Annotated in this window: 20 protein-coding genes and 1 pseudogene; 9 read left to right on the top strand and 12 right to left on the bottom strand. The window is 70.5% G+C overall.

All coding sequences use genetic code 11. The features are described 5' to 3' along the window. Positions 1–4 precede the first annotated feature (4 nt). From ACZ9QC_RS08865 to ACZ9QC_RS08825, 9 genes are all read right to left on the bottom strand, one after another. Positions 5–1114: an aliphatic sulfonate ABC transporter substrate-binding protein gene (locus ACZ9QC_RS08865; RefSeq protein WP_472919651.1), complete on the bottom strand. Its 1110-nt coding sequence runs from the start codon at positions 1112–1114 to the stop codon at positions 5–7. Positions 1115–1349: 235 nt separating this feature from the next. After that, a complete protein-coding gene (locus ACZ9QC_RS08860; RefSeq protein WP_472919650.1) occupies positions 1350–2684 on the bottom strand; it encodes a sulfate adenylyltransferase subunit 1 in 1335 nt (444 codons plus the stop codon). Positions 2685–2686: 2 nt separating this feature from the next. Continuing rightward, on the bottom strand, positions 2687–3625 hold the full coding sequence (gene cysD, locus ACZ9QC_RS08855) for a sulfate adenylyltransferase subunit CysD (RefSeq protein WP_472919649.1): 939 nt from the start codon (positions 3623–3625) through the stop codon (positions 2687–2689). Then, entirely contained in the window at positions 3622–4167 is a 546-nt protein-coding gene (cysC, locus tag ACZ9QC_RS08850) for an adenylyl-sulfate kinase (RefSeq protein ID WP_472919648.1), read from the bottom strand. Before cysC ends, cysD begins: the two co-directional genes overlap by 4 nt. A gap of 83 nt (positions 4168–4250) precedes the next feature. Then, a complete protein-coding gene (locus tag ACZ9QC_RS08845) occupies positions 4251–5021 on the bottom strand; it encodes a phosphoadenylyl-sulfate reductase (protein ID WP_472919647.1) in 771 nt (256 codons plus the stop codon). Then, on the bottom strand, positions 5018–5197 hold the full coding sequence (locus ACZ9QC_RS08840) for a hypothetical protein (RefSeq protein WP_467339932.1): 180 nt from the start codon (positions 5195–5197) through the stop codon (positions 5018–5020). The genes ACZ9QC_RS08845 and ACZ9QC_RS08840 overlap by 4 nt, the downstream gene beginning before the upstream one ends. Further along, a complete protein-coding gene (locus ACZ9QC_RS08835; protein WP_472919646.1) occupies positions 5194–6885 on the bottom strand; it encodes a nitrite/sulfite reductase in 1692 nt (563 codons plus the stop codon). The genes ACZ9QC_RS08840 and ACZ9QC_RS08835 overlap by 4 nt, the downstream gene beginning before the upstream one ends. A gap of 170 nt (positions 6886–7055) precedes the next feature. Next, complete coding sequence (locus ACZ9QC_RS08830) at positions 7056–7139, bottom strand: putative leader peptide (protein WP_309486338.1); 84 nt, start codon at positions 7137–7139, stop codon at positions 7056–7058. 92 nt (positions 7140–7231) lie between these two features. After that, entirely contained in the window at positions 7232–7813 is a 582-nt protein-coding gene (locus ACZ9QC_RS08825; protein ID WP_472919645.1) for a GNAT family N-acetyltransferase, read from the bottom strand. Between the two features lie 620 nt (positions 7814–8433). On the opposite strand from ACZ9QC_RS08825, the gene ACZ9QC_RS08820 reads away from it, so the two are divergent. From ACZ9QC_RS08820 to ACZ9QC_RS08780, 9 genes and pseudogenes are all read left to right on the top strand, one after another. Continuing rightward, a complete protein-coding gene (locus ACZ9QC_RS08820) occupies positions 8434–9276 on the top strand; it encodes a VTC domain-containing protein (protein WP_472921641.1) in 843 nt (280 codons plus the stop codon). Further along, complete coding sequence (locus ACZ9QC_RS08815) at positions 9273–9950, top strand: DUF4956 domain-containing protein (protein ID WP_472919644.1); 678 nt, start codon at positions 9273–9275, stop codon at positions 9948–9950. Before ACZ9QC_RS08820 ends, ACZ9QC_RS08815 begins: the two co-directional genes overlap by 4 nt. Then, positions 9950–11674, top strand: a complete 1725-nt coding sequence (locus tag ACZ9QC_RS08810) for a CotH kinase family protein (protein WP_472919643.1) — start codon at positions 9950–9952, stop codon at positions 11672–11674. The genes ACZ9QC_RS08815 and ACZ9QC_RS08810 overlap by 1 nt, the downstream gene beginning before the upstream one ends. An 89-nt stretch (positions 11675–11763) precedes the next feature. After that, complete coding sequence (locus ACZ9QC_RS08805; RefSeq protein WP_472919642.1) at positions 11764–12510, top strand: response regulator transcription factor; 747 nt, start codon at positions 11764–11766, stop codon at positions 12508–12510. Between the two features lie 230 nt (positions 12511–12740). Further along, a complete protein-coding gene (locus tag ACZ9QC_RS08800; protein WP_472919641.1) occupies positions 12741–14030 on the top strand; it encodes a bifunctional glycosyltransferase family 2/GtrA family protein in 1290 nt (429 codons plus the stop codon). 17 nt (positions 14031–14047) lie between these two features. After that, complete coding sequence (locus ACZ9QC_RS08795) at positions 14048–16231, top strand: ArnT family glycosyltransferase (protein WP_472919640.1); 2184 nt, start codon at positions 14048–14050, stop codon at positions 16229–16231. 50 nt (positions 16232–16281) lie between these two features. Next, on the top strand, positions 16282–17025 hold the full coding sequence (locus ACZ9QC_RS08790) for a response regulator transcription factor (RefSeq protein WP_472919639.1): 744 nt from the start codon (positions 16282–16284) through the stop codon (positions 17023–17025). Beyond that, positions 17025–18560 (top strand): sensor histidine kinase, encoded by a 1536-nt coding sequence (locus tag ACZ9QC_RS08785; RefSeq protein ID WP_472921640.1) that lies wholly within the window; start codon positions 17025–17027, stop codon positions 18558–18560. The genes ACZ9QC_RS08790 and ACZ9QC_RS08785 overlap by 1 nt, the downstream gene beginning before the upstream one ends. A gap of 98 nt (positions 18561–18658) precedes the next feature. Continuing rightward, positions 18659–18863, top strand: a pseudogene (locus ACZ9QC_RS08780) (IS5/IS1182 family transposase); the annotation flags it as partial. Between the two features lie 19 nt (positions 18864–18882). Here ACZ9QC_RS08780 and ACZ9QC_RS08775 read toward each other — a convergent pair. From ACZ9QC_RS08775 to ACZ9QC_RS08765, 3 genes are all read right to left on the bottom strand, one after another. After that, on the bottom strand, positions 18883–20283 hold the full coding sequence (locus ACZ9QC_RS08775; RefSeq protein WP_472919638.1) for a hypothetical protein: 1401 nt from the start codon (positions 20281–20283) through the stop codon (positions 18883–18885). Positions 20284–20476: 193 nt separating this feature from the next. Continuing rightward, positions 20477–21805 carry a helix-turn-helix domain-containing protein gene (locus ACZ9QC_RS08770; RefSeq protein ID WP_472921639.1) on the bottom strand — a complete coding sequence of 443 codons (1329 nt, stop codon included), beginning with the start codon at positions 21803–21805 and terminating at the stop codon, positions 20477–20479. 370 nt (positions 21806–22175) lie between these two features. Beyond that, positions 22176–23819 carry an acyl-CoA dehydrogenase family protein gene (locus ACZ9QC_RS08765; RefSeq protein ID WP_472919637.1) on the bottom strand — a complete coding sequence of 548 codons (1644 nt, stop codon included), beginning with the start codon at positions 23817–23819 and terminating at the stop codon, positions 22176–22178. Positions 23820–23923: the final 104 nt, after the last annotated feature.

Below are 23923 nucleotides of genomic sequence, written 5' to 3'. Positions count from 1 at the left end.
CGCGTTACTTGGCGCCGAGACCGGCGTCGTCGACCTCGGACTCGCCCTCGGACTTCAGGACCTTGTTGAGGATCGACAGGTCGTAGATGCCGTCGAGCAGCGGGTCCTTCAGCAGACCGGCCTTGACCGCGTGGTCCGCCTCGGTCTGCAGGGTGGACGCCAGCGGGTCGTTGGTGAACTGGATGGACGTCCACGCCGGGTCGAGGACCTTGGCGTCCAGCGCCTTGCCGGAGTCCTCCTTCAGCCGGGCGTTGGCCGCCTCCTTCGCCTTCTCCGTGTCGGAGTTGATGAAGGCGTTCGTCTTGACCGCGCCCCGCAGCACGGCCTCGACGACCTTGGGGTGCTCCTCGAGGAAGTCCTGCCGCACGATGATGTTCGTGATCACGAACTTCTTGTCCGGCCACAGGTCGGCCTCGTCCAGCAACACCTTGGCGCCCTCGGCGACCAGCTTGGACGCGGTCGGCTCCGGCACCCAGGCACCGTCGATGGAGCCCGACTTGTAGGCGTCCGGGGTGATCTTGTTGTCCGTGCGGACCACGGAGACGTCGCCCTTGCCGCTCTCGGCGTCGACCTTCCAGCCCTGCTCGGCGATCCAGTTGAGGAACGCCACGTCCTGCGTGTTGCCCAGCTGCGGCGTCGCGATCTTCTTGCCCTTGACGTCCTTCAGGGACTTGATCTTGTCCGGGTTGACGACGAGCTTCACACCACCGGAGGCCGAACCGCTGATGATGCGCAGGCCCTTGCCCGCGGACTTGGTGTAGCCGTTGATGGCCGGGGAGGGGCCGATCCAGCCGATGTCGATCGACTTCGAGTTCAGCGCCTCGATCTCGGAGGGACCGGCGTTGAAGATCGCGTACTCGGCCTTCGTGGCGCCGAGCTCCTTCTGGAAGATGCCCTCCTGCCGGCCGACCAGGGCGGTGGCGTGCGTGAGGTTGCCGAAGTAGCCGATCTTGACGGTGTCGAGACCCTCGATCTTCTCGGCGCCGGCGGCGACCTTGGTGGTCTCGTCGTCCTTGGACTCGGAGCCGTAGCCGCAGGCGGCCAGGGTGAGCAGGGGGAGAGCGGTGAGGGCTGCGAAGGTGCGCCGGAATGCGGCGGAGCGGTGTGCAGGCACGGGAGGTGGTCCTCTCGGAGGCCCGGCGGTCACGAACTCGTATGTCGTGGCCGGGAATTCAGGAAAAGGGTCTTCGTCGCAACCGGGACGTCGGGTGGGGGGACGGGGCGCGCAAGCGGTGCGCGTACGTCATCGCACACATCGCGCCACGCCGCCCTGCCCGCTTCCGAGGGCGCCGCTGCCGACACGGCCGCCCTCCTTCGCGAACGTCGCGTAGAAGTCCAGGGAGTTCATGTCAGAAGTCCCACCCGTCGTCGTCGGCCTCGTCCTTGACGGGCTCCGGGGAGGCGAACGACTCGCCGACCATGCCGGCCGTCAGGGTCGTGCCGTCGGCGGGGTCGATCAGGATGAACGAGCCGGTGCGGCGGGAGTCGGCGTAGGAGTCGACCGGCAGCGCCTCGGCCGTGCGGACCTTCACCCGGCCGATGTCGTTGGCGACGAGCTGTCCCGGGTGCGGGTGCAGGGACAGGTCGTCGAGCGTCAGCCGGGACGGGATGTCCTTGACGATCGCCTTGACCGTACGGGTGCCGTGCTTGAGCAGCACCCGGTGGCCCACCGTGAGCGGCTGGTCCGCCACATGGCAGACGGTCGCCTCGATGTCCTGCGTGGTCGCGGGCGCGTCCTTGCTGGGCACCAGCAGATCGCCGCGCGAGATGTCGATGTCGTCCGCCAGCAGCAGGGTCACCGACTGCGGGGTGTACGCCACGTCGACCGGCTTGCCGAGCAGGTCGATGCCGGTGACCTTCGTGGTCCGGCCGGACGGCAGCACCGTCACCGAGTCGCCGACGCGGAAGGTGCCGGCCGCGATCTGGCCCGCGTAGCCCCGGTAGTCCGGGTGCTCGGCGGTCTGCGGACGGATCACGTACTGCACGGGCAGCCGGGCGTGGCAGTGCGCCAGGTCGTGGCTGACCGGCACGGTCTCCAGGTGCTCCAGGACCGTGGGGCCGCCGTACCAGTCCATGTTCGCGGACGGCTCCACCACGTTGTCGCCGGCCAGCGCCGAGATCGGGATCGCGGTGATCTCGGGGACGCCCAGCTCGGACGCGTACGCCGTGAACTCCTCGGCGATCCGCGCGAAGACCTGCTCCTCGTAGGCGACCAGGTCCATCTTGTTCACCGCGAGGACCACGTGCGGGACCCGCAGGAGCGCGGCGATCGCGGCGTGCCGACGGGTCTGCTCGACGACGCCGTTGCGGGCGTCGACCAGGATCACCGTCAGTTCGGCGGTGGAGGCGCCGGTGACCATGTTGCGGGTGTACTGCACATGGCCGGGGGTGTCGGCGAGGATGAAGCGGCGGCGGGTGGTGGCGAAGTAGCGGTAGGCGACGTCGATGGTGATGCCCTGTTCGCGCTCGGCGCGCAGGCCGTCGGTGAGCAGGGCGAGGTCGGGGCCTTCCTGGCCGCGGCTCGCGGAGACCCGTTCCACGGCCTCCAGTTGGTCGGTGAGGATCGACTTGGAGTCGTGCAGCAGGCGTCCGACGAGTGTGGACTTGCCGTCGTCGACGGAACCGGCGGTCGCGAACCGCAGCAGCGTGGTGGCCGAGAGCTCCTCGGCGGTGATCGTGCTCATGCCTAGAAGTACCCCTCGCGCTTACGGTCTTCCATCGCGGCCTCGGACATCTTGTCGTCGGCGCGGGTCGCGCCCCGCTCGGTGAGCCGGGAGGCGGCGATCTCGGTGATCACGGCGTCCAGCGTGGTCGCGTCGGAGTCGACCGCGCCCGTGCAGGACATGTCGCCGACGGTGCGGTAGCGGACGAGGCGCTTCTCGACGGTCTCGCCGTCCTTGGGGCCGCCCCACTCGCCGGCGGTCAGCCACATCCCGGCCCGCTGGAACACCTCACGCTCGTGCGCGAAGTAGATCTCCGGCAGCTCGATGCCCTCGCGGGCGATGTACTGCCAGACGTCCAGCTCGGTCCAGTTGGACAGCGGGAAGACGCGGACGTGTTCGCCGGGTGCGTGGCGGCCGTTGTAGAGGTTCCACAGCTCGGGGCGCTGGCGGCGCGGGTCCCACTGGGAGAACTCGTCGCGCAGCGAGAACACCCGCTCCTTGGCACGCGCCTTCTCCTCGTCCCGGCGCCCGCCGCCGAAGACGGCGTCGAACTTCTCCGCCTGGATCCGCTCGGTGAGCGGCACGGTCTGCAGGGGGTTGCGGGTGCCGTCGGGGCGTTCGCGCAGCACCCCGCGGTCGATGTAGTCCTGGACGGAGGCCACGTGCAGCCGCAGGCCGTGGCGGGCCACCGTGCGGTCGCGGTACTCCAGGACCTCGGGGAAGTTGTGCCCGGTGTCGACGTGGAGGAGGGAGAAGGGGATCGCGGCGGGGGCGAAGGCCTTCAGCGCCAGGTGCAGCATGACGATGGAGTCCTTGCCGCCGGAGAAGAGGATCACCGGCCGCTCGAACTCGCCCGCGACCTCGCGGAAGATGTGGACCGCCTCGGACTCCAGCGCGTCCAGGTGCGACAGCGTGTACGGGGTGCCGGTCTCCCCGGAGACGGCGGCGACGGTCGTCGTCATGCCAGACCCCTCTCCGTGAGCAGCTTGTGGACCAGCGCCGCGGACTCCTGGACCGTCTGGTCCTGCGACTCGATGCGCAGGTCCGGCGTCTCGGGAGCCTCGTACGGGTCGTCGACGCCGGTCAGCCCGGAGATCTCACCGGCCGCCTGCTTGGCGTACAGACCCTTCACATCGCGTTCGGAGCACACCTCGACCGGCGTCGCCACGTGCACCTCGACATATGCGGCCCCGCTCGCCGCGTGGCGCTTGCGGACCGCCTCGCGGCTGTCGGCGTACGGCGCGATGACCGGCACGAGCGCCTTGACGCCGTTCCGGGCGAGCAGGTCGGCGAGGAAGCCGATGCGCTGGACGTTGGTGTGCCGGTCGGCGCGGGTGAAGCCGAGGTCCGCGGTGAGGAACTCGCGGATCTCGTCACCGTCGAGGACCTCCACGAGGTGGCCCTCCTCGCGCAGGCGGCCCGCGAGTTCGTAGGCGATGGTGGTCTTGCCGGCACTCGGCAGACCCGTGAGCCAGACGGTGGCTCCGGTGGCTCCGGTCGTCACTTGGTTCTCCTGGTTCGTCGCGGGAGCACGGCCCGTCCCGGGGCCGGTGTTCCCGACGGTGTCGGCTGTCTCGGCGGTGTCGATCACAGGTGCAGCCCGCACTCGGTCTTGGCGTTCCCGGCCCAGCGGCCGGCCCGTGCGTCCTCGCCGGGGGCGACCCGCCGGGTGCAGGGGGCGCAGCCCACCGAGGTGTAGCCGTCCATCAGCAGGGGGTTGGTGAGCACGCCGTGCTCGGCCACGTACGCGTCCACGTCGTCCTGCGTCCAGCGGGCGATCGGGGAGACCTTGACCTTGCCGCGCTTCTCGTCCCAGCCGACGACCGGGGTGTTCGCCCGGCTCGCGGACTCGTCGCGGCGCAGTCCGGTCGCCCAGGCGTCGAAGCGGGTCAGGCCCTCTTCGAGCGGCTTGACCTTCCGCAGGAAGCAGCACAGGTCGGGGTCGCGGTCGTGCAGCCTGGGGCCGTACTCGGCGTCCTGCTCGGCGACCGTCTGGCGCGGGGTGAGGGTGATGACGTTGACGTCCATCACGGCCTCGACGGCGTCCCGGGTGCCGATGGTCTCCGGGAAGTGGTAGCCGGTGTCCAGGAAGACGACGTCGACGCCGGGCCTGGCGCGGGAGGCGAGGTGCGCGACGACCGCGTCCTCCATGGAGGAGGTCACGCAGAAGCGGTTGCCGAAGGTGTCCACGGCCCACTGGAGGATCTCCAGGGCCGAGGCGTCCTCCAGATCACGGCCGGCCCGCTCGGCGAGCGCCTTGAGCTCGGCGCGCTTCGCCACGTCCGGGTCGGTCGCCTCCTGATCGGCCGCGTCCGCCTGGGACGCGGATGTGTCGGAATCCGCCTTGACGGCAGTCATATCTGATCCCCTCCGCTGTCGGCTCGCCGAAGCCCCCGGGTCAACAACCCGAGGAACTTCAACTGGAAGGCTCGATTGCAGGCTCCGCATTCCCAGGCCCCGTGACCTTCTTCGTTCGGGCGCAGGTCCTCGTCACCGCAGTAGGGGCAGTAGAAGGGGGCGGCTCGCTCGCTCACGAGAGGGCCTCCTCGCTGGCGCGCGTGACCCACGTGGCGAAGCGCTCGCCGTCCTCGCGCTCCTCCTGGAAGCGCTTGAGCACGCGCTCGACGTAGTCGGGGAGGTCGTCGGCGGTGACCTTCAGACCGCGCACCTTGCGGCCGAAGCCGGCCTCCAGACCGAGCGCGCCGCCCAGGTGCACCTGGTAGCCCTCGACCTGCTCGCCCGCGTCGTTCAGGACCAGCTGGCCCTTGAGACCGATGTCCGCCACCTGGATACGCGCACAGGCGTTCGGGCAGCCGTTGATGTTGATGGTGATCGGCTCGTCGAACTCCGGGATCCGGCGCTCCAGTTCGTCGATCAGCAGGGAGCCGCGCGCCTTCGTCTCGACGATGGCGAGCTTGCAGTACTCGATGCCGGTGCAGGCCATCGTGCCGCGCCGGAACGGCGAGGGGTGCACGGTGAGGTCCAGCGCCTCCAGGCCCGCGACCAGCGAGTCGACCTGCTCCTCGGTGACGTCGAGCACGATCATCTTCTGCTCGACGGTGGTCCGGACCCGGCCGGAGCCGTGCGCCTCGGCGAGGTCGGCGATCTTCGTCAGCGTGGTGCCGTCCACCCGGCCCACACGCGGGGCGAACCCGACGTAGTAGCGGCCGTCCTTCTGCTGGTGCACACCCACGTGGTCGCGCCAGCGGGCCACCGGCTGGTCCGGCGCCGGGCCGTCGACCAGCTTCCGCTTGAGGTACTCGTCCTCCAGGACCTGCCGGAACTTCTCCGTACCCCAGTCGGCGAGCAGGAACTTCAGCCGGGCGCGGGTGCGCAGCCGCCGGTAGCCGTAGTCACGGAAGATCGAGATGACGCCCTCGTACACGTCCGCGACCTCGTCCAGCGGCACCCAGGCGCCGAGCCGCTGCCCGATCTTGGGGTTGGTGGACAGACCGCCGCCGACCCAGAGGTCGAAGCCGGGGCCGTGCTCGGGGTGGCGGACACCGACGAAGGCGATGTCGTTGATCTCGTGCGCCACGTCGAGCAGCGGCGAGCCGGAGATCGCGGACTTGAACTTCCGGGGCAGGTTCGAGAAGTCCGGGTTGCCGATGATCCGGCGGTGGATCTCCTCCATCGCGGGCGTGCCGTCGATGATCTCGTCGGCGGCGATCCCGGCGACGGGTGAGCCGATGATCACACGGGGGGTGTCACCGCAGGCCTCGGTGGTGGACAGCCCGACGGCCTCCAGCCGCTCCCAGATCTCGGGCACGTCCTCGACGCGGATCCAGTGGTACTGCACGTTCTGCCGGTCGGTGATGTCGGCCGTGCCCCGCGCGAACTCCTGCGAGATCTCGCCGATCACCCGCAGCTGCTGGGTGGTGAGCCGACCGCCGTCGATCCGCACCCGCAGCATGAAGTACTTGTCGTCCAGCTCCTCCGGCTCCAGGATCGCGGTCTTGCCGCCGTCGATCCCGGGCTTGCGCTGGGTGTAGAGGCCCCACCAGCGCATACGGCCGCGCAGGTCGTTGGGGTCGATCGAGTCGAAGCCGCGCTTGGAGTAGATCGTCTCAATGCGTGTCCGCACATTGAGACCGTCGTCGTCCTTCTTGAACTGCTCGTTGCCGTTCAGCGGGGTGAAGTGACCCGCGGCCCACTGTCCCTCGCCACGGTGACGGCTCACCTTGCGGCGGGGCGTGGCGGGGTTCTGCGGGGTGGCGGCCATGGCGTGTATGTCCTTCGGGAAAGGCAGTGGAAGCGGCTCTGACCCGCGCTTGCGCGCGCATGCGGGCACACGCGGGCAGCATGTGCGGCGCCTGCGCGTCCTTGCGCGGGCTGGAACAGAGGAGGGTGCGGCGGTGTGGCCCGGGGTCGTCCAACCCCTCGCGGTCGGGCTCAGCTCGCCGGACAGATGGCGCTGGACATGCGGCCGAGGTCGACGTGCCGCCGACTCACCAAGGCAATTCCAGTTCCAGACATGACGGAAGCGTGGCACGCCTCTTTAGACCGAGTCCACCGTCATCCACATTCCGGACAAGGATGTCTCGCATCGCGAGACGATGTGATGTGAGTCATGGTGTGGGTGGGGTCGCGCCGGGCCAGGGTCCCGGCGCCGTGGCGTCGGCCTCCTCGGTCACTTTGGTGTCGAACAGGGTGAAACCGCGCCGCAGATAGTTCGCCATGGCGTGCTCGCCGTCCCGGGAGCAGGTGTGCAGCCAGACCCGCTTGGTGGGCGGCAGCCCCGGCCACCGCTCGGCGAGGTCCCAGGCCCGTGCCGTGCCGTACGACAGCAGGTGCCCGCCGATGCGCCGCCCCCGGAACCCGGGGATCAGCCCGAAGTAGACGATCTCCACGACGCCGCCGTCCTGCGGCTCCATCTCCACGTACCCGGCGGGCGTCCCCCGGTCGTAGGCGACCCAGGTCTCCACGCCCGGCCGCTCCAGGTGCTCCCGCCACCGCGCGTACGACCACGACAGCCGGTCGATCCACAGGACGTCCCCGCCGACCGAGGCGTACAGGAAGCGGCTGAACTCGGGGGAGGGGACCTCGGCGCGCACGATACGCACGTCGTCGCCCTCGGGCGCCGCGGCGGGAAGCAGATCGCTCGGCGAGGTCTGCTCCAGGGACCAGGTGGTGACGGGACTGCTGCTCATGGGCCCAGGGAATCACGCGCGCCGACCCACCTCCAAGGCCGGGCCGGGTCCCTCCGGGGCGGACCCGGCCCGCGGTGGCGCGGGACCAGGGCCTGTGCGATGTCGTGCTGGTTGCGGGGGCTGGTCGCCGGCGATCGGAACAGTGGTCACGGCAGCAGCTCTCAGCTGCGAACATGGCTTCACGGCTTCGGCGGTGGTGACCTTCACGCCCGAGCCGCCGGCGTGGGAGCCTCGTCGGCTCCGGATTCTGCCGCACTCGGATCTCTCCGCGTCCCGGTCGAGTGGGTCACCACGCTCATCGCGGCGCCGACGCGTCGCCGTCCCGCGCCACGTGCTTGGCGTCCGGGAGGTGACCCTTCCGCTGCTCGGCCCAGTACAGGTCGGTGACCGCCGGCGACCGCATGTCAACGCGAGCAGTTCACTTCGAGGACATCTCAAGTACTCCTGGAATTACCTCGCAATTCTCAGCAGCTTCTCACGTCCCGCCGGTTTCGTGTGCCGTGTCGCCCGATGGGGCCGTACGACGAAGGAGGCGCATGGTGGCGCTACCGGTGACCACACAGCGGAAGTCCACGAGCCGGGAGGAGGACCGGGACCTGGCGGAGGAACAGCCGTTGCACGTGGCCAGCAGGTTGCATGCGTTCAATCGGTTCGAGCTGAAGTACCTCGTGCCGGTCGAGGAGGCGGCCGACATCCGGGACGAGCTGGCCGAGCGGATGGACCGTGATCTGAACAGCCCGGTCGGCGGTTACGGCGTGTGGAGTCTGTACTACGACACCCCGCAACTGCGCTTCTACTGGGAGAAGATCGAGGGTCTGAAGTTCCGGCGAAAGCTGCGTATCCGCCACTACGGGAACCTGGACGGAATCACCGACGAGTCCCCGGTGTGCGTGGAGATCAAGCAACGCGTCAACCGAGTCACGCAGAAGCGCCGCATCACCCTTCCGTACGGCGTCGCCCGCCGATTGTGCGACAACCGGGAGATGGTGGAGCACTCGGCCGGCGAGAGCGCCTTCATCCAGGAGGTGCTGGACCTCGTCGTACGGCTGAACCTGCGGCCCACCGCGATCACTGGGTACCAGCGTGAGGCGCTGGTCGGCCGCGCCGCGGACACCGGGCTGCGGGTGACCTTCGACCGCCGCATCCGCGGCCGGGACCGGGACTTCCACTTCGGCACGCCGAGCCCGGAGAACCGTTTCACCATCCCGCCGCACCTGTCGGTGATGGAGATCAAGGTCAATGAACGCACGCCGTACTGGATCACGGACCTGGCCGCCCGCCGGAATCTCCATCTCATCCGGGTCTCCAAGTACGTGCAGTCCGTCGAGGCGTTCGGCATGGCACCCCGGTCCGTCTTCCACATCCCCGAGGCGGAGTGGCTGCCGCCTCTCACCCCCACCCCTCCATCGACCGCTGGAGCAGTGGCCGGCGCACACGCGCCCTTGAAAGCAGGAGCACAGTGAACCTCGAACTGCAGGAACTCAGCGGTACGTTCAGCGTCACCGACGTCGTCGTGGCCATGGCGCTGTCGTTCGTCCTGAGCACGTTGATCGGCCATGTCTACCGGTACACGCACCGCAACGTTTCCTACAGCCAGTCCTACGTCCAGACCCTGATCATCGTCGGCATGGTCGTCGCGTTGATCATGCTGGTGGTCGGGTCCAACCTCGCCCGGGCGTTCTCACTCGTCGGAGCCCTGTCGGTGATCCGGTTCCGGAACGCCATCAAGGAGACCAGGGATGTCGGCTTCGTCTTCATGGCGATGGCGATCGGCATGGCCTGCGGAGCCCGCTTCTACACTCTCGCGGCTGTCGCGGCCGTCGTGATCTGTGTGGTCGTCGTCGTGATGTTCAAGTTCGACTGGTTCGCCCTGAACGTCCAGCGCCAGGTCGTCAAGGTCCAGGTCCCCGCGGGCGAGGACTACTCGTCGGCCATCCGCGACGTCCTCATCCGGTACACCACCGAGTTCGAGTTGGTGAGCACCGAGACGATCCGCGGCGGCGCGCTGAACGAGGTGTTCTACACGGTTCGCATGAAGAAGGGCACCGAGCCCAGTGATCTCGTGACCGCGCTCCAGGAACGTACCTCGGGCCAGCGGGTGACTGTCCTGACCGGATACGACTCGACCGACCTGTGATGCGCGCGAGCAGCGAGGTTGCCCCTCGGCGACGGCGGCTTCGGGACCGGATCCCCGTACGGCTGCGGCACCACTGGAAGCCGGCCGGAGCCTTGTGCGCCGGACTGGCGGTGATGGTCTTCTTCTTCGGCGACGCCCGCGTCTCGCCGTACGTCACCTCCTCCTCCCGCGTGGAGGCCGACACCATCACGGAGAACGTCGAAGGCACGGTCGACCTGTACGACACCTCGGTGTCCCACTCCATCCAACTGGAATACGACCAGACCGACTTCACCAAGACGATGAAGGAGTTCCGCGAGGACGGAACCAAGGACTACATCGAAGCGGACCTCACCGTCGACGGGGTCCACCTCGAAGACGTCGGGATCCGCCTCAAGGGCAACTCCACACTGATGTCCCTGCGCGGAAGCGGCCAGGGCGTGCCCGGTGGCGGCCGGACCATGCCCGAAGGAGCCGCGCAGGGCGCCCCGGACCTGCCCCAGGACGGCGGGACGGGGAGCCGGGACCGCGGCCGGGCCAACGGCGGCGGTCCCGGCGCAGCCGGCGGTGCCATGGGCGGGATCACGCAGTACAACCTCTCCGAGAAGAAGCCGGAGGAGCTGCCGTGGCTCATCAAGATGGACGAGTTCATCGAGGGCCGCGCCTACCAGGGCGAGCGTGAGATCTCGCTGCGGCCCGGCAGCGACGGCCAGGTACCGGTGAACGAGGCGCTCTCACTGAGCCTCACGGACACCACCGGCCAGAAGAACGAGCGGTACGCCTTCGCCTCGGTGCAGGTCAACAACCGCCCGGCCACCACCAGGTTGATGGTCGAAAGCCCGGACACGGAGTACGCCGAATCCATCGGTGACGGCCGGGGAGTCCTGTACAAGGCGCGGGCCGGCGGCAGCTTCGAGTACAGGGGTGACGACCCCAGCGACTACGAGAACTCGTTCGAGCAGCTCAACAAAGTCGGCAGCCAGGACCTGGAGCCGGTCATGAAGCTCATCAAATGGGCGAACAAGGCATCGGACGAGGAGTTCGAGAAGGAACTCGACCAGTACGTGGACATCGAGTCACTGGCCACGTACCTCGCCGCGCAGAACCTGCTGATGAACTTCGACGACATGGCCGGACCGGGCAAGAACTACCTGTTGTGGTACGACCTGGACACCAAGAAGTTCTCGGTCCTCGGCTGGGACTACAACCTCACCTTCACCGGCGACGCTACGTCGGGCCCGGACGACGACATGGGCATGGGCGGCGCCCTCGGTGCTGGCGGAGGCGCTGCCAACGGACAGAGCGGCCGAGGCGGCCAGGGCGCAGCTGGTCAGGAGGCTCAGAAGGTACCTTCCGGAGCGCCGTCGGGGATGCCGGAAGGCGCGCCGGGGGGTGTGCCGTCGGGGTTGCCGGAGGGCGTGCCTGAGGGAATGCCGTCGGAGATCCCGGGCGGTCCGGGCGGCCAGGGCGAAGGCGGCGGGCGGGGCAGCTTCATGGGCCACCCCTTGAAGGAACGCTTCCTGGCTTCGGACACCTTCGATCCCGTCCACAAGAAGGCCTACAAGGAGCTGTACGAGAAGTTCTACGGCTCCGGGAGCGCTCGGAAGGCGCTGGACGACATCGCCGAACAGGCGGGGAGGGCCGGTGCCGACGGGAAAGAGCTGGACGCCGCCGTCGAGAAGCTGCGCAGGACGGTCACCGAGCGTACTGAGGCGCTGAGGGACAACAGGGAGGTGACCGGCTGATCTTCGGCGCCCCGGACGGCAGTTCCTCCGTGGGACGCCGCCCGGGGCGTTCGGTGAAATCCGAACCCCGCACCGACGAAGGAATCTTCATGCCCGTCGCGCCCTCAGCACCGGCGCCGCCCAGACACAACGTGCTCGTGGTCGAGGACGACCCCAGCATCCGCACCCTGCTCACGTCCGCTCTCCACGCCGCCGGATACGCGGTGAACACCGCCGACACCGGGCAGACGGCCATGTTCGAGGCGGGCCGCCGCCAACCGGATCTGATCCTGCTGGACGTGGGTCTCCCTGACATCGACGGCTTCTCGGTGACCCGTCACCTGCGCGCGGAGGGCGTCTATGTCCCTGTTCTGTTCCTGACGGCCCGCACCGATGTCGAGGACCGCATCATCGGCCTCAGCTCCGGCGGGGACGACTACGTCACCAAGCCCTTCCATGTGCAAGAGGTACTGCTGCGCATCCGTGCGATCCTGCGGCGCAGTGACATGCCACCGGGCGGCGGGGCCAGGCGGCCGCCCCTGCGGTACGCCGATCTGGTGCTGGACGAGCAGACCCACGAGGTGTGGCGGGCGGGCCTGCCGATCCAGCTGTCGCCCACCGAGTTCCGGCTGCTGGTCTGTCTGCTGGCGCAGCCGGAACGTGTCGTGGGCAAGAAGGAGATTCTGTCCGAGGTCTGGCACTACGACTTCGCCGGAGACGCCCGCATCGTCGATACGTACGTACGCAATCTGCGACGCAAGATAGACCGGTTCGGACCGCAGCTCATCCAGACGATCCGCGGTGTCGGCTACTGTCTGCGGACCGCCCGCCCCGGACCGGGAGCGGCGGCGCCGTGAGGCACGCGGCTGACACGGCTGTCCGGAGAAGCAGCACTGCGTGCTGCTGCCGTACCCGGACGTCGGGGCGCTGAGTGAAGCGTGGGAGCGCTTTCGGTCATTGATCTGACTATCCGTCAGTTCTCGGTATTCTCCCCCCACCCCCACAGGCGGGACGGCAACAGTGAGGCCGCGGCCCTGACCAGGGCCTGTGAGCCGCAGTCTGCCGTCCCCTCATGCCTGAGGAAGCCATGACTCCCACCCCCCACCTCACCCGACTCGCCGCCCGCACGGAGCGGCCCGCCCCGTTCCAGCCTGTCGACCGTTCGCTTCTCCCGGACGCCGGGACCACGACGGTGGACATCGTCGTGCCGGTCCACAACGAGGAGCGCGCCCTGCCCGGGTGCCTGCGCACCCTCCACGGACGTCTGTCCGAGGGCTTCCCGTTCCCCTGGCGGATCACCGTCGTCGACAACGCCAGCACCGACGAGACCCTCGCCACCGCCGGCCGTCTCGCCGACGAACTGCCCGGGGTGGGCGTCGTCCACCTGGACCGCAAGGGCCGCGGGCTGGCTCTGCGCACCGTCTGGGGCGCCAGCGACGCGGACATCGTCGCGTACATGGACGTGGACCTGTCCACCGGCCTCGACGGGCTGCTCCCGTTGGTCGCCCCGCTGGCCAGCGGTCACTCCGACATCGCGATCGGATCCCGGCTGGCGCCCGGCGCGCGTACGGTGCGCGGGCCGCGGCGCGAGTTCATCTCCCGTTGTTACAACGGCATCATCCGGCTCACCCATGGCGTCCGCTTCTCCGACGCCCAGTGCGGGTTCAAGGCGGCCCGCACCGAGGTGCTCCGGCCACTGCTGAAGGTGACCCGCGACGACGCGTGGTTCTTCGACACCGAGTTGCTCCTGCTCGCCGAGCACAATGGACTGCGCGTCCACGAGGTCCCGGTCGACTGGGTCGAGGACGTCGACACCCGGGTGGACGTGGTGAGCACCGCCACGGACGACCTGCGGGGCCTGTGGCGCATGGCGCGCCTCAAGGCCTCCGGCGACGCCCGCGTCGACATACGGCCGCGCCCCGCACCGGCCGCCGAGCACCCCGACGCCGTCCTCGCACCCCCCACGGGACGTGGCGTGCTGTCGTGGGAGGTCGGCTGCTTCGTCGCGGTCGGTGTCCTCTCCACGGCCGGGCAGGCCCTGCTGTACTGGCTGCTGCGCGGTTGGTGGACTCCGGCCGTCGCCAACCTGATCTCACTGTCCCTCCTCACCGTTCTCAACACCGAGGCGAACCGGCGTCTCACCTTCCGGCACTCCACCACCCCGCCCGCCCGTGCCCACCTCGGTGCCGGGGGCCTGTTCGTCCTCGGCTACCTGGTCACCTCCGGGGCGGTACTGGGGTTCAAGTGGCTCGATCCCGGTGCCTCACCGGCCGCCGAGACCGCGGTCCTCGCCGCGGCGTCCGTCGCCGTCACCGGCGTGCGCTTCGTCGTCCTGCGGCTGGCCGTCTTCGTCGGCCCCCGTGGCCGTACCCGCTGACGAGAGCGAATCCCGACATGAGCAACTCCGCGCACCTCCGGTCCGTATCGGCGACCCCGACACCCGACAGGACGAGTCCGTCCGTCCGCTCGCTGCCGGCCTGGGCTCCCCCCGCGGCACTCGGCGCGGTCCTCGTGCTCGCGACCGTCCTGTACGGATGGGCGCTGGGCTCCCTTGGCTGGGGCAACAGCTACTACTCGGCGGCCGTGAAATCGATGGGGACGAGCTGGACCGACTTCCTCTTCGGCTCCTTCGACCCGGCGGGCGTGGTCACGGTCGACAAGCCGCCGGCCGCTCTGTGGCCACAGGTGATCAGCAGCAAGATCTTCGGGATGCACGGTTGGGCACTGCTCCTGCCACAGGTGATCGAGGGCGTGGCCGCGGTCTTCGTCCTGCACCGCACCGTGCGCCGTTGGGCGGGGGAGGCGGCGGGCCTGGTCGCGGCCCTGGTGCTGACGCTCACCCCCATCACCGTGGCCATCAACCGGGACAACAACCCCGATACCCTGCTGGTCCTGCTGCTGGTGTCCGCGGCGTACGCGCTCACCCGCGCACTGCGGACGGAGGGCAGGGCCGCGACCTGGTGGCTGTGCGCGAGCGGCTTCCTGATCGGGTGCGGATTCCTCACCAAGATGCTCGCCGCCTGGATGGTCGTCCCCGCGTTCGCCGTCGCCTGGCTCGTGGGAGGAAGCGGCGCCTGGATACCGCGTGTGCGGCGTCTGCTGGGCGCGGGAGCCGTCCTGGCGGCGTCCTCCTTGTGGTGGGTCGCCCTGGTCGCCCTGTGGCCCGGCGAGCGCCCTTACATCGGCGGCAGCAAGGACGGCTCGGCCTGGGACCTCGTGGTCGGCTACAACGGGCTGGGACGGGTCTTCGGCTCCGGTGACGGCACGCCCCAGGGTCTGGGGGGCGGAGGCGGGTTCGCCGGCGGATTCGGCGGTGCGCCCGGCCTTGGCCGGATGTTCGACACACAGGTGGGCGGTCAGATCAGCTGGCTGCTGCCCCTCTGCGCACTGGCTCTGGCCGTCGCCGTCGGGGTGGCGGTACTGCACCGACGCGGGAAGTCGCCCGCCTCCGCCCTGCTGCCCTCCTCCGGCTGGCTGCTGTGGGGAACCTGGCTGGTGGTCTGCGCTGCCGTGTTCTCGACTCAGAAGGGCATTTTCCACCCCTACTACACCACTCAACTCGCTCCGGCCATCGCCGCCCTGTGCGGCGGGCTGACGGCCGGGCTGGTCCGCGTGCACCGTGCGGGTCTGCGCCGGGCGCCCCTGGTCGGCGTGGCGGGGGTCGTGGTGAGCGTGGCCTGGGCGGTGGTGCTGGTCCGCCGCGAACCCGACTGGAACGGCTGGCTGGTGTGGCCGGTGCTGCTCGTGGGCTGCGCCGCCGTCGTCCTGCTGGTGCTGTCCCGACGGCACAGTCGGCTGCTGACGGTGGCCGTGGGCGCGGCGGTCGCGTCGGTTCTGGTGGCTCCGGGAGCCTGGGCGGTGAGCGTGCCCGGCACCACCGGCATGGGCGGCTCCAACCCGACGGCCGGTCCGCAGACGTTCGGCCTCGGCGGAGGCGGCGGCATGCCCCGGCCGGGCGGGAACGGCGGAGGGCTTCCGTCGGGCATGCCGTCCGGGATGCCGTCGAACATGCCGGGCCTCCCCGGAGCTGACGGGTCCTCGGACCGGTCCGAGGACCCTTCGTCCGGCGGGATGCCTTCCGGAATGCCCGCGGGGGGAGCGAACGGTATGCCCGGTGGTGGCTCGGCGGGTGCCCCGGGCGGGCGCGGCGGTTTCGGCGGCGGGGAACTCACCGCTGACCAGCGCAAGATCCTGCAGTACGCCGTCGAGCACGCACCCGAGGCACGGATCAAGCTCGCCGTCGAGGGCGGCGCCCTGTCCGCCAGCGCCTTCATCCTGGACACCGACGAGACCGTCATCGCCATGGGCGGCTTCACGAACAGCGACAACGCGCCGTCGGTGGCCCAGCTGAAGGAGTGGACCGAGAACGGCGAACTACGCTACATCCTGGGTTCCGACACCGGCCGCGGTCGGCCGGGCCTGTCGGGCGGATACGCCGAGCGGCGCGCCGACTGGATCGCCGACAACTGCACGAAGGTTCCGGAGTCGTCGTACGGCGGCACGTCCTCCCAGGCGGACGACGACGGTGTGACGGGATTCGTGGGAGGCAACGTGCTCCACGACTGCGCCGCCAAGTAGTCCGGGGCCGGAGCGAGCGCCGCCAGACGGCAGAACGGACCAGCAGCGTCATGACCGACCAGCCCGCGGCAGCGAGGCCGCGGTACCGGCTCCTCGTGGTCGAGGACGAGCCCAGCATCCGCACCCTGCTGGAGGCGACGCTTCGCCTGACCGGATACGAGGTGAGCAGTACCGACACCGGACAGTCGGCCCTCCTGGAGGTCGAACGCCTGGACCCGCACCTGGTGCTGCTCGACGTGATGCTGCCCGACCTGGACGGCTTCGAAGTGACCCGCAGGCTGCGGGCGGCGGGCAACGACTGTCCGATCCTGTTCCTGACCGCCCGCACCGGCACCGACGACCGCATCAGCGGCCTGAGTGCCGGCGGAGACGACTATGTCTCCAAACCCTTCAACATCGAGGAGGTGTTGCTGCGCATCGAGGCCATCCTGCGCCGGACGGCGCCGGCCATCACAGCGCAGCCCCCGCTGCGTGTCCTGAGCTACGCCGACCTGGAACTCGACGAGGGTGCCCACGAGGTGCACCGCGCGGGGCGGTACATCGCACTGTCACCCACCGAGTTCAAGCTCCTGGCCTACCTCCTGGCGAACGCCGGGCAGGTGGTGAGCAAGATCCAGATCCTCGACCACGTCTGGAGCTACGACTTCGCGGGGGACGTCCGGATCATCGAGACGTACATCCGCTACCTGCGCAAGAAGATCGACTGCTTCGATCCGCCGCTCATCCAGACCGTGCGCGGCGTCGGCTACAGCCTCCGTCTTCCCCGTGACCACGGAGGGGCCCCGGAGCAGTGATCCGCCTCCCGACCCGGCCGCCCCGATCGCTGAGACGACGGCTTGTCCTCGGCGTCACCGTTCTCGCCACCGCGGCCGTCCTGGCCTCCCAGGCCATCGGCTTCGTGGTGCTGCGATCCTGGCTGCTGGACCGCGTCGACGGGCAGCTCGTCGAGTTCCATCCGCCGGCGCCGGCCTTCCACGACTCTCTCGACGGGACACTCCCGGCGCCGGGCGAACACCCGGACGTGCTGCCCTCGGACTTCCGCGTCTACTTCTACGACGCCTCCGGGCACCGACTGAACGACTCCCTCGGCTCCGAAACGAAGCCGGGACCGCAGTTGGCCGACGACGTGCAGAACCTCGGTCTGCGGGACGGGCATCCGGAAACCGTGCCTGCCACGAGCGGTGACGGCCGGTGGCGAGCGCTGCTCATCCCTGGCCCGGACGGTATGAAAGCGGTGGTCACCCTGCCGCTCGACACCGTCGACGGCGCCGCCTCGAAGATCTTGTGGCTGAACGCCGTCCTGCTCGCCGTCACGATCGTCGCCCTGCTCGCTCTGGGCAGGTGGGTGGTCCGGCTGGGCCTGATGCCCCTGACCAGAATGGAAAGCACCGCCCAGGACATCACCGAAGGCCGGCTCAACCTGCGGTTGCCCGATACCGATCCGCGTACCGAGATCGGACGGCTCGGCCGGGTCCTGAACTCCATGCTCGACCGCCTCCAGAAGGCCTTGCTGGCCCGCGAGGCCTCCGAGGCCCGGATGCGTCGGTTCGTCGCCGATGCGGGGCACGAACTGCGTACCCCGCTCACCGCCATCCAGGGCTTCGCCCAACTCGCACTGCGCCCCGAGCACCGCCCGGCGCAGGAACTGCAGGAGGCCAACCGGTTCATCGCGCAGAACGCGGAACGCATGAGCCTGCTCGTCGACGACCTCCAGCTGCTCGCCACCCTGGACAGGGAACCGTCCTACCTGAGGGAACGGGTGGACCTGTTGTCGCTGGCGGCGGACGCCGTCACCGCGTCCGCCGTCCACAGCGCGTCCCACCCCGTCGACCTCGGCCCGCTGCACACCGCGGCGGATCCCACCGGTACCGAGGAACTCGATGTTGCCGAGACTCTCGGCGACCCACACCGATTGCGGCAGATCCTCGAGAACCTGCTCTCCAACGCCCGCATCCACACCCCGCCCGGCACCCGCGTCCACGTCCGTGTCGGCACGACCGAGGCGGGTCCCGGAACCGGCGGAACGGACCGGCCTGGACGCACCACCGCGTCACCGCCCCTGCCGGAGCACCTGCCGATCAGCGTGATCGAGGTGGCGGACGAAGGGCCGGGCCTCGAACCCGTCGACGCCGAGCTCGTCTTCGAGCGCTTCTACCGCGCCGACCGCTCCCGCTCTCGCATCCATGGCGGCAGCGGCCTCGGCCTGGCCATCGCCGCCACCATCGCCGAGGGCCACGGCGGCCGCCTCGAACTCGAAACGGCTCCCGGCCGCGGCTGCACCTTCCGCCTCGTCCTGCCCGCAGCCGACCGCGGTCCTGAACCCCGCTGATCCCGCGCGTACGGGGTGCGGCCCTCAAGGACCGAGAAGGACAGCGGCTTCCCGAACGTATGGCCCGGACCGGGAGCGCCCCCCGAGGTCGATGCGGCCGGAGGAAGGGCGGCCGGGGCGGCCGCCCCGGCAGCCACGACGCCGATCTCCGTGCAGCGCGGAACGCCGTCGAGTGGCTCGTCAACACGTCGAAGCCATGGCGAGGCGTCGCGACTCGATACGACGACACCCGAGAGCCACCTCGCGGGCCTCCACCTCCGCGCCTCGATGACCTGGATCAACGACCTCCTGAAGGCCGGCTGATCACCACGTCACACCCGCCCTAGTCGAGCGTGCCGGTGACGTCCGACAGCCTCACCGCGAACAGCACCCGTTCCGGGATGGGGTCGGTCAGGGTCCAGACTTCGTCGCTCTCCGGCGAGTAGGAGAGGGAGGCGGTGTGCCGTCCCCAGCATGCGTACGAGCGGATGCCCGACTTCTCGTCGGCCTCGTCCGCCGCGCACCTCGCCGCCTCGGCGCCTTCGTCGTCCTGCCGCCAGAGCGTGCCGTGGCCCTCGCGCTTCTCGGCGGCCTGGTCGACGTACCAGTCACCCTGGTGGGCGAGGACACCCCGGACACCGGAGGCCTCGGTCTCGTACGCCTCGGTGGGGACCGCCCTGCTCGCGCGTCCCGTGGCCAGCAGGCCGGTGCGGTCGGCGGTGACGTCGAGGGCGTAGCGCCAGACCCGGGCGGGCCGCTCACCGCCCGGCGCGGGCCGCTCGCTCGCGACGACGCTGGGCGGGGTCGACGTCCGGTCGAGGGAGAGCGAGCCCAGGCAGGGCACGCCCTCGTCGTCCCGCGCGTCGCAGCCGCGGCCCCTCGGCGGGCTGTACGAGGCGACCGCCGGCAGCGCGTACCGGTAGTGGTGGGCCGACCAGCCGTCGCCGGACCTGCCGATGGTCTCGCTGTCGGTCACGTCGGCGCGGAGGAAACGGGCCAGGTCGAACACGTACAGGGAGTCGTCCTGGCCACCCCGGCTCCGCGGGCCCCGCGCGGTGACGATCAGCTTGTCCTGGTACCAGGCCATGCCGCCGAGCCGGGCGCGCAACCCCTCGAAGCCCCGCTCACCGGCCGTCGGCACGACCAGCAGGACCCAGCGGTACCTGAGGTTCGACGGATCACTGGCGTCGACGAACGCGACCCTGGCGAGCCCCTCGTCGTCGGCACCGCCGGTCCGCGTGCCGGCGCCGGACGCGGTGCCGTCGGGTGTGACGCGCTCGGCGCCGCTGTGCGTCCAGCCGGACGCGATCACCCGGTTGTCCCGGGACGTGGTGACCGAACGGGGGATCCACCGGTCGTCGACCGCGTCACCGGGCTCCCAGCAGTACGCCCGCGCGGCGACCGGCTCGACGGGCAGATTGTCCTTCTCGGTGCTGAAGCAGTCGGCCTCGCCGCGCATCACGTGGTTCGCGCTGCCCAGCACCTCGTCCAGACCGACCCCGCCGCCCATCTCCGCGGTGAGGGTGCGCAGCCCGACGCCGTCGGCCGACGTCTCCCGGAGCTGGAGCGCGCGCAGCCCACCGGCCGACGTGATCGAGGAGAGGGCGCCCGGCGTCTCGCCGCCCGCCGCCTGCGACGTGCTGATCAGGGTGGCCGCCGCCGTGAGCGCCAGCGCGGTCCCCGCCAGGGACGCGCGGAGCGCACGCCCCCTTCTGCGTCGTCGGTGCCTGCCGCGGTGCTTCATGAAACCTCCCGGGGTCGGCCAACTGCCTACCCAGAACAAGATCTTGACGGAGAGGCAGGTGGGGCGGCCTGGCAGCGATGCTACGTCAGTGGGACACGTGTCACGCCGAGGTCCCGGGAAATACAGGGAGATCCCTCACCCCGAGACCATGATCCGTTCACCGGTACGAGGGCGGGGATGTTCGGCGAGGCGCTCAGAGGTTCGGCCCGGCCCGCTCGTGCCCCGCGGGCCCGTCCACCCGGAGGAGGCCACCCGGCGCACCACCGCGCGACCGCACCACCCCCGGCGCCACCGAATGCGGCAACAGGTCCAACGGGGTCTCGGGCAGCAGGACTTCGACATCGGCGCGCTCGGTGAAACGGTACGGCCGGTGGTCGAGGAAGGCACCGAGATAGCGGCGCACCCGGGACATCTCGGCGCGGACCGTGACGGTGCGCCCGGGATCGCCGAACATGTCGTCGGCGAGCGCGGAGGCGCTGCGCCCACCCCGGTGCAGGGCGAGCAGGTACAGGAGTTCGGCGTGGCGTGGCGTGAGCTCATGCGTCCAGGAACCCGCCCCGCCGGCGACGGTCACGGTCCAGCTGCGCGGGTGGGAGACGTCCAGCGTGATGTGAGTGGCGGTCGGGGCGGACACGGGCTCCGCCACGGGCCGTATCAGCCAGCCCGCCGGCAGCGGCTCGACGATGCACGGGCCGAGCGCCGGCAGCCGACAACGGCCGGGGGAGAGGGACTTCGGCAGCGCGACCCGGCTGGTGTACGGCATCCCGGTGACCGCGGCCGTCCAGCCGTCCCGGTCCACGGCGATCGCGCGACCGCCGATCCGGGCCAGCACCGGAGCCGCCACCGCGCGCAGCTGTTCGAGCGAGGCGAGGTGCAGCTCCCGCAGGTGCGCCTGGGCGAGTTTGGCGACCGAGTCCACCAGCGCGAGCGTGGACGGGTGCAGGGTCTCCAGGGGGCCGCTGATGTCGACCGCGCCGAGCAGCCGGCCGTCGCGCGGATCGATGACGGGGGCGCCGGTGCAGGTCCAGGGGTGCAGGGCGCGTACGAAGTGCTCGGCGGAGAACACCTGGACGGCACGGCGGGAGACCAGGGGTGTGCCGACGCCGTTGGTGCCGACGATCTCCTCGCGCCAGTCCGAGCCGATCCCGAGTCCGTGCCCGTCCGCCTTGCGGAGCACGGCCGTACTGCCCTCGCGCCACAGAACCCGGGCGTCCGCGTCCGCGACCATCATGATGTGCTGCGTGGTGTCCGCCAGGGAGAGCAGTCCCTCGCGGAGCACCGGCAGGACATGGCGCAGCCGCGAGGTCCGACGACGGCGCTCGACCTCGTCGCGGCCCAGCAGGTCGGACCGGAAATCATGGTCGGGGTCCACGCCACGGCGCGCCGTGCGGCCCCAGGACTCCCGGATCACGGGGCGCGGGGCGGGTTGCGAGGTCCGCCCGTCGAGGGTGGTGGCGCGCACCTCCCCGAGGACCCGGGCCGCCCGGGCGGCGTCCGTGGCGGTCAGCCGCGAGACTTCCATCGGCGAATGCGGCACACGTTCCTCCCCGGCAGGCCGTCCGCCCCGCGGCCCCTGGTGGCCGCGGAAGTCCGGATCCGCGCGACGGCGTCGACTGCGGGTCTCCCAGTGTGCCGCTCTTCGGCCACGGAGGGGCGGCCTCCGGCCACAGAGAGGAAGAGTTGCAACCCCCTGCAACCCTGGCGGACCGGCCCGTGCTCCTTGAAACTTGTTCAACGTCGCCCGGTGCGGCGTCTGAGCTCCGCTCCGAGGGGCCACAGAAGCGGGGGTGGTGCCGTGTCGGCGCAGCACCACCCCCGCCTCGGACGGCCCGGCCGCACCACTCGAAAGAGGGGGCGCCCGACGCGAGAACGGGCGTACCCCGTACGGCTGCTCAGCTCACCGGCCGTGCCCGGTCCACCACCGAGGCCAGATCCAGGGTGTGCGGCAGCGTGCCGAACGCCGAGCCCCAGTCCCCGCCGAGCCGGGAGGCGCAGAAGGCGTCGGCGACCGCCGGGGGCGCGTACCGCGTGAGCAACGCGCCCTGGAGGACGAGCGCGAGCCGTTCCACGAGCCGGCGGGCGCGGGCCTCGATGCCGTTCAGATCGGCGAGTTCGGTCAACAGGCCCTTGATCGCGCCGTCGAGACGGTGGTCGGCGCCGCGCGCCCGGCCCACCTCCCGCAAGTAGGCGTCGAGGGCCAGCGGTTCGCGCTGCAGGGCCCGCAGCACATCGAGCGCCTGGACGTTCCCGGCGCCCTCCCAGATGGAGTTGAGCGGGGACTCGCGCAGCAGGCGCGGCATGCCGGACTCCTCGACGTAGCCGTTGCCGCCCAGACACTCGGACGCCTCCACCACCAGCGGGGCGCACCGCTTGGTGATCCAGTACTTGGCGACCGGCACCGCGAGCCGCAAGAAGGAGCGTTCGCCTTCGTCGCCCGCCTCGGCCGCGTCGTACGCGGAGGCCAGCCGCATCGCCAGCGTCGTCGCCGCCTCCGACTCCAGCGCCAGATCGGCCAGCACATTGCGCATCAGCGGCTTGTCGACCAACCGCCCGCCGAACGCCTCCCGATACGTGCAGTGATGCACCGCCTGCGCGACCGCCTGCCGCATCAACGAGGCCGCGCCCAGCGCGCAGTCCAGCCGGGTGGCGGCCACCATCCCGATGATCGTGCGCACCCCCGCACCCTCGTCGCCGACCCGGCGCGCCCACGTCCCGTCGAACTCGACCTCGGCGGAGGCGTTCGACCGGTTGCCCAGCTTCTCCTTCAGTCGCTGGATGCGGAACACGTTCCGTGAACCGTCCGCCAGCACCCGGGGCACCAGGAAGCACGTCAGCCCGCCGGGCGCCCGCGCGAGCACCAGGAACCCGTCCGACATCGGCGCCGAGCAGAACCACTTGTGGCCCGTCAGCTCGTACGTCCCGTCCTCCGCCAGCGGTCGCGCCGTGCTCGTGTTGGCGCGTACGTCGCTGCCGCCCTGCTTCTCGGTCATGCCCATCCCGAAGAGGGCGCCGGCCTTCTGGTCGGCGGGCCGCAGGTCCCAGTCGTAGAGCAGCGACGTCAGCCGCGGCTCCCATTCGGCGGCGAGCGCCGGGTCCGTCCGCAGGGCGGGCACCGCCGCGTGCGTCATGGACAGCGGGCAGCCGTTGCCGGCCTCGACCTGGGTCCACACGACGAACGCCGCCGCCCGCCGCACATGACCGCCGGGCCGGGTCCAGGCGGCCGTCAGCCCCGCCGAGACCCCCTTGCCGAGCAGCCGGTGCCAGGACGGATGGAACTCGACCTCGTCCACCCGGTTCCCGTACCGGTCGTACGCCCGCAGCTTCGGCGGGTTCTCGTTCGCGAGCCGCCCCCACTCCTGCACCTGCGCCGAGCCCGCCGTACGGCCGAACCCCGACAGCTCGTCCCGCGCCTCCTCCAGGACCTCCGGCGCCAGATGCCGCTCGACCGCCTCCGTCAGGACCTCGTCGGCGGCGAAGACGTCGTAGTCCACCAGGGGCGGAGCCTGATTGGTCACTTCGTGGGTGCTGGATGCCATATCGGGAACCTACCCCCGGGTATCGCGTCGTCACAGCGACGCTCGCAGGTGTCCGGTGGGCAGGTGTCCGGCGCCGGGACGGAGCGTTCGGCGCCGGACCCCGC

The organism is Streptomyces sp. HUAS MS02 (assembly GCF_055702265.1).
The sequence above is the reverse complement of the archived record's forward strand: the minus strand, read 5'-3'. Positions and strand labels throughout refer to the sequence as shown.

Excerpts from the sequence above, each read along its gene's own strand:
- ACZ9QC_RS08810 (WP_472919643.1), top strand. The coding sequence starts at position 9,950 with ATGCGCGCGAGCAGCGAGGTTGCCCCTCGGCGACGGCGGCTTCGGGAC.
- ACZ9QC_RS08845 (WP_472919647.1), bottom strand. The coding sequence starts at position 5,021 with ATGACTGCCGTCAAGGCGGATTCCGACACATCCGCGTCCCAGGCGGAC.
- ACZ9QC_RS08835 (WP_472919646.1), bottom strand. The coding sequence starts at position 6,885 with ATGGCCGCCACCCCGCAGAACCCCGCCACGCCCCGCCGCAAGGTGAGC.
- ACZ9QC_RS08790 (WP_472919639.1), top strand. The coding sequence starts at position 16,282 with ATGACCGACCAGCCCGCGGCAGCGAGGCCGCGGTACCGGCTCCTCGTG.
- ACZ9QC_RS08775 (WP_472919638.1), bottom strand. The coding sequence starts at position 20,283 with ATGAAGCACCGCGGCAGGCACCGACGACGCAGAAGGGGGCGTGCGCTC.
- ACZ9QC_RS08770 (WP_472921639.1), bottom strand. The coding sequence starts at position 21,805 with ATGGAAGTCTCGCGGCTGACCGCCACGGACGCCGCCCGGGCGGCCCGG.
- ACZ9QC_RS08825 (WP_472919645.1), bottom strand. The coding sequence starts at position 7,813 with ATGAGCAGCAGTCCCGTCACCACCTGGTCCCTGGAGCAGACCTCGCCG.
- ACZ9QC_RS08795 (WP_472919640.1), top strand. The coding sequence starts at position 14,048 with ATGAGCAACTCCGCGCACCTCCGGTCCGTATCGGCGACCCCGACACCC.
- ACZ9QC_RS08860 (WP_472919650.1), bottom strand. The coding sequence starts at position 2,684 with ATGAGCACGATCACCGCCGAGGAGCTCTCGGCCACCACGCTGCTGCGG.
- ACZ9QC_RS08830 (WP_309486338.1), bottom strand. The coding sequence starts at position 7,139 with ATGTCTGGAACTGGAATTGCCTTGGTGAGTCGGCGGCACGTCGACCTC.
- ACZ9QC_RS08765 (WP_472919637.1), bottom strand. The coding sequence starts at position 23,819 with ATGGCATCCAGCACCCACGAAGTGACCAATCAGGCTCCGCCCCTGGTG.
- cysD (WP_472919649.1), bottom strand. The coding sequence starts at position 3,625 with ATGACGACGACCGTCGCCGCCGTCTCCGGGGAGACCGGCACCCCGTAC.
- ACZ9QC_RS08800 (WP_472919641.1), top strand. The coding sequence starts at position 12,741 with ATGACTCCCACCCCCCACCTCACCCGACTCGCCGCCCGCACGGAGCGG.
- ACZ9QC_RS08805 (WP_472919642.1), top strand. The coding sequence starts at position 11,764 with ATGCCCGTCGCGCCCTCAGCACCGGCGCCGCCCAGACACAACGTGCTC.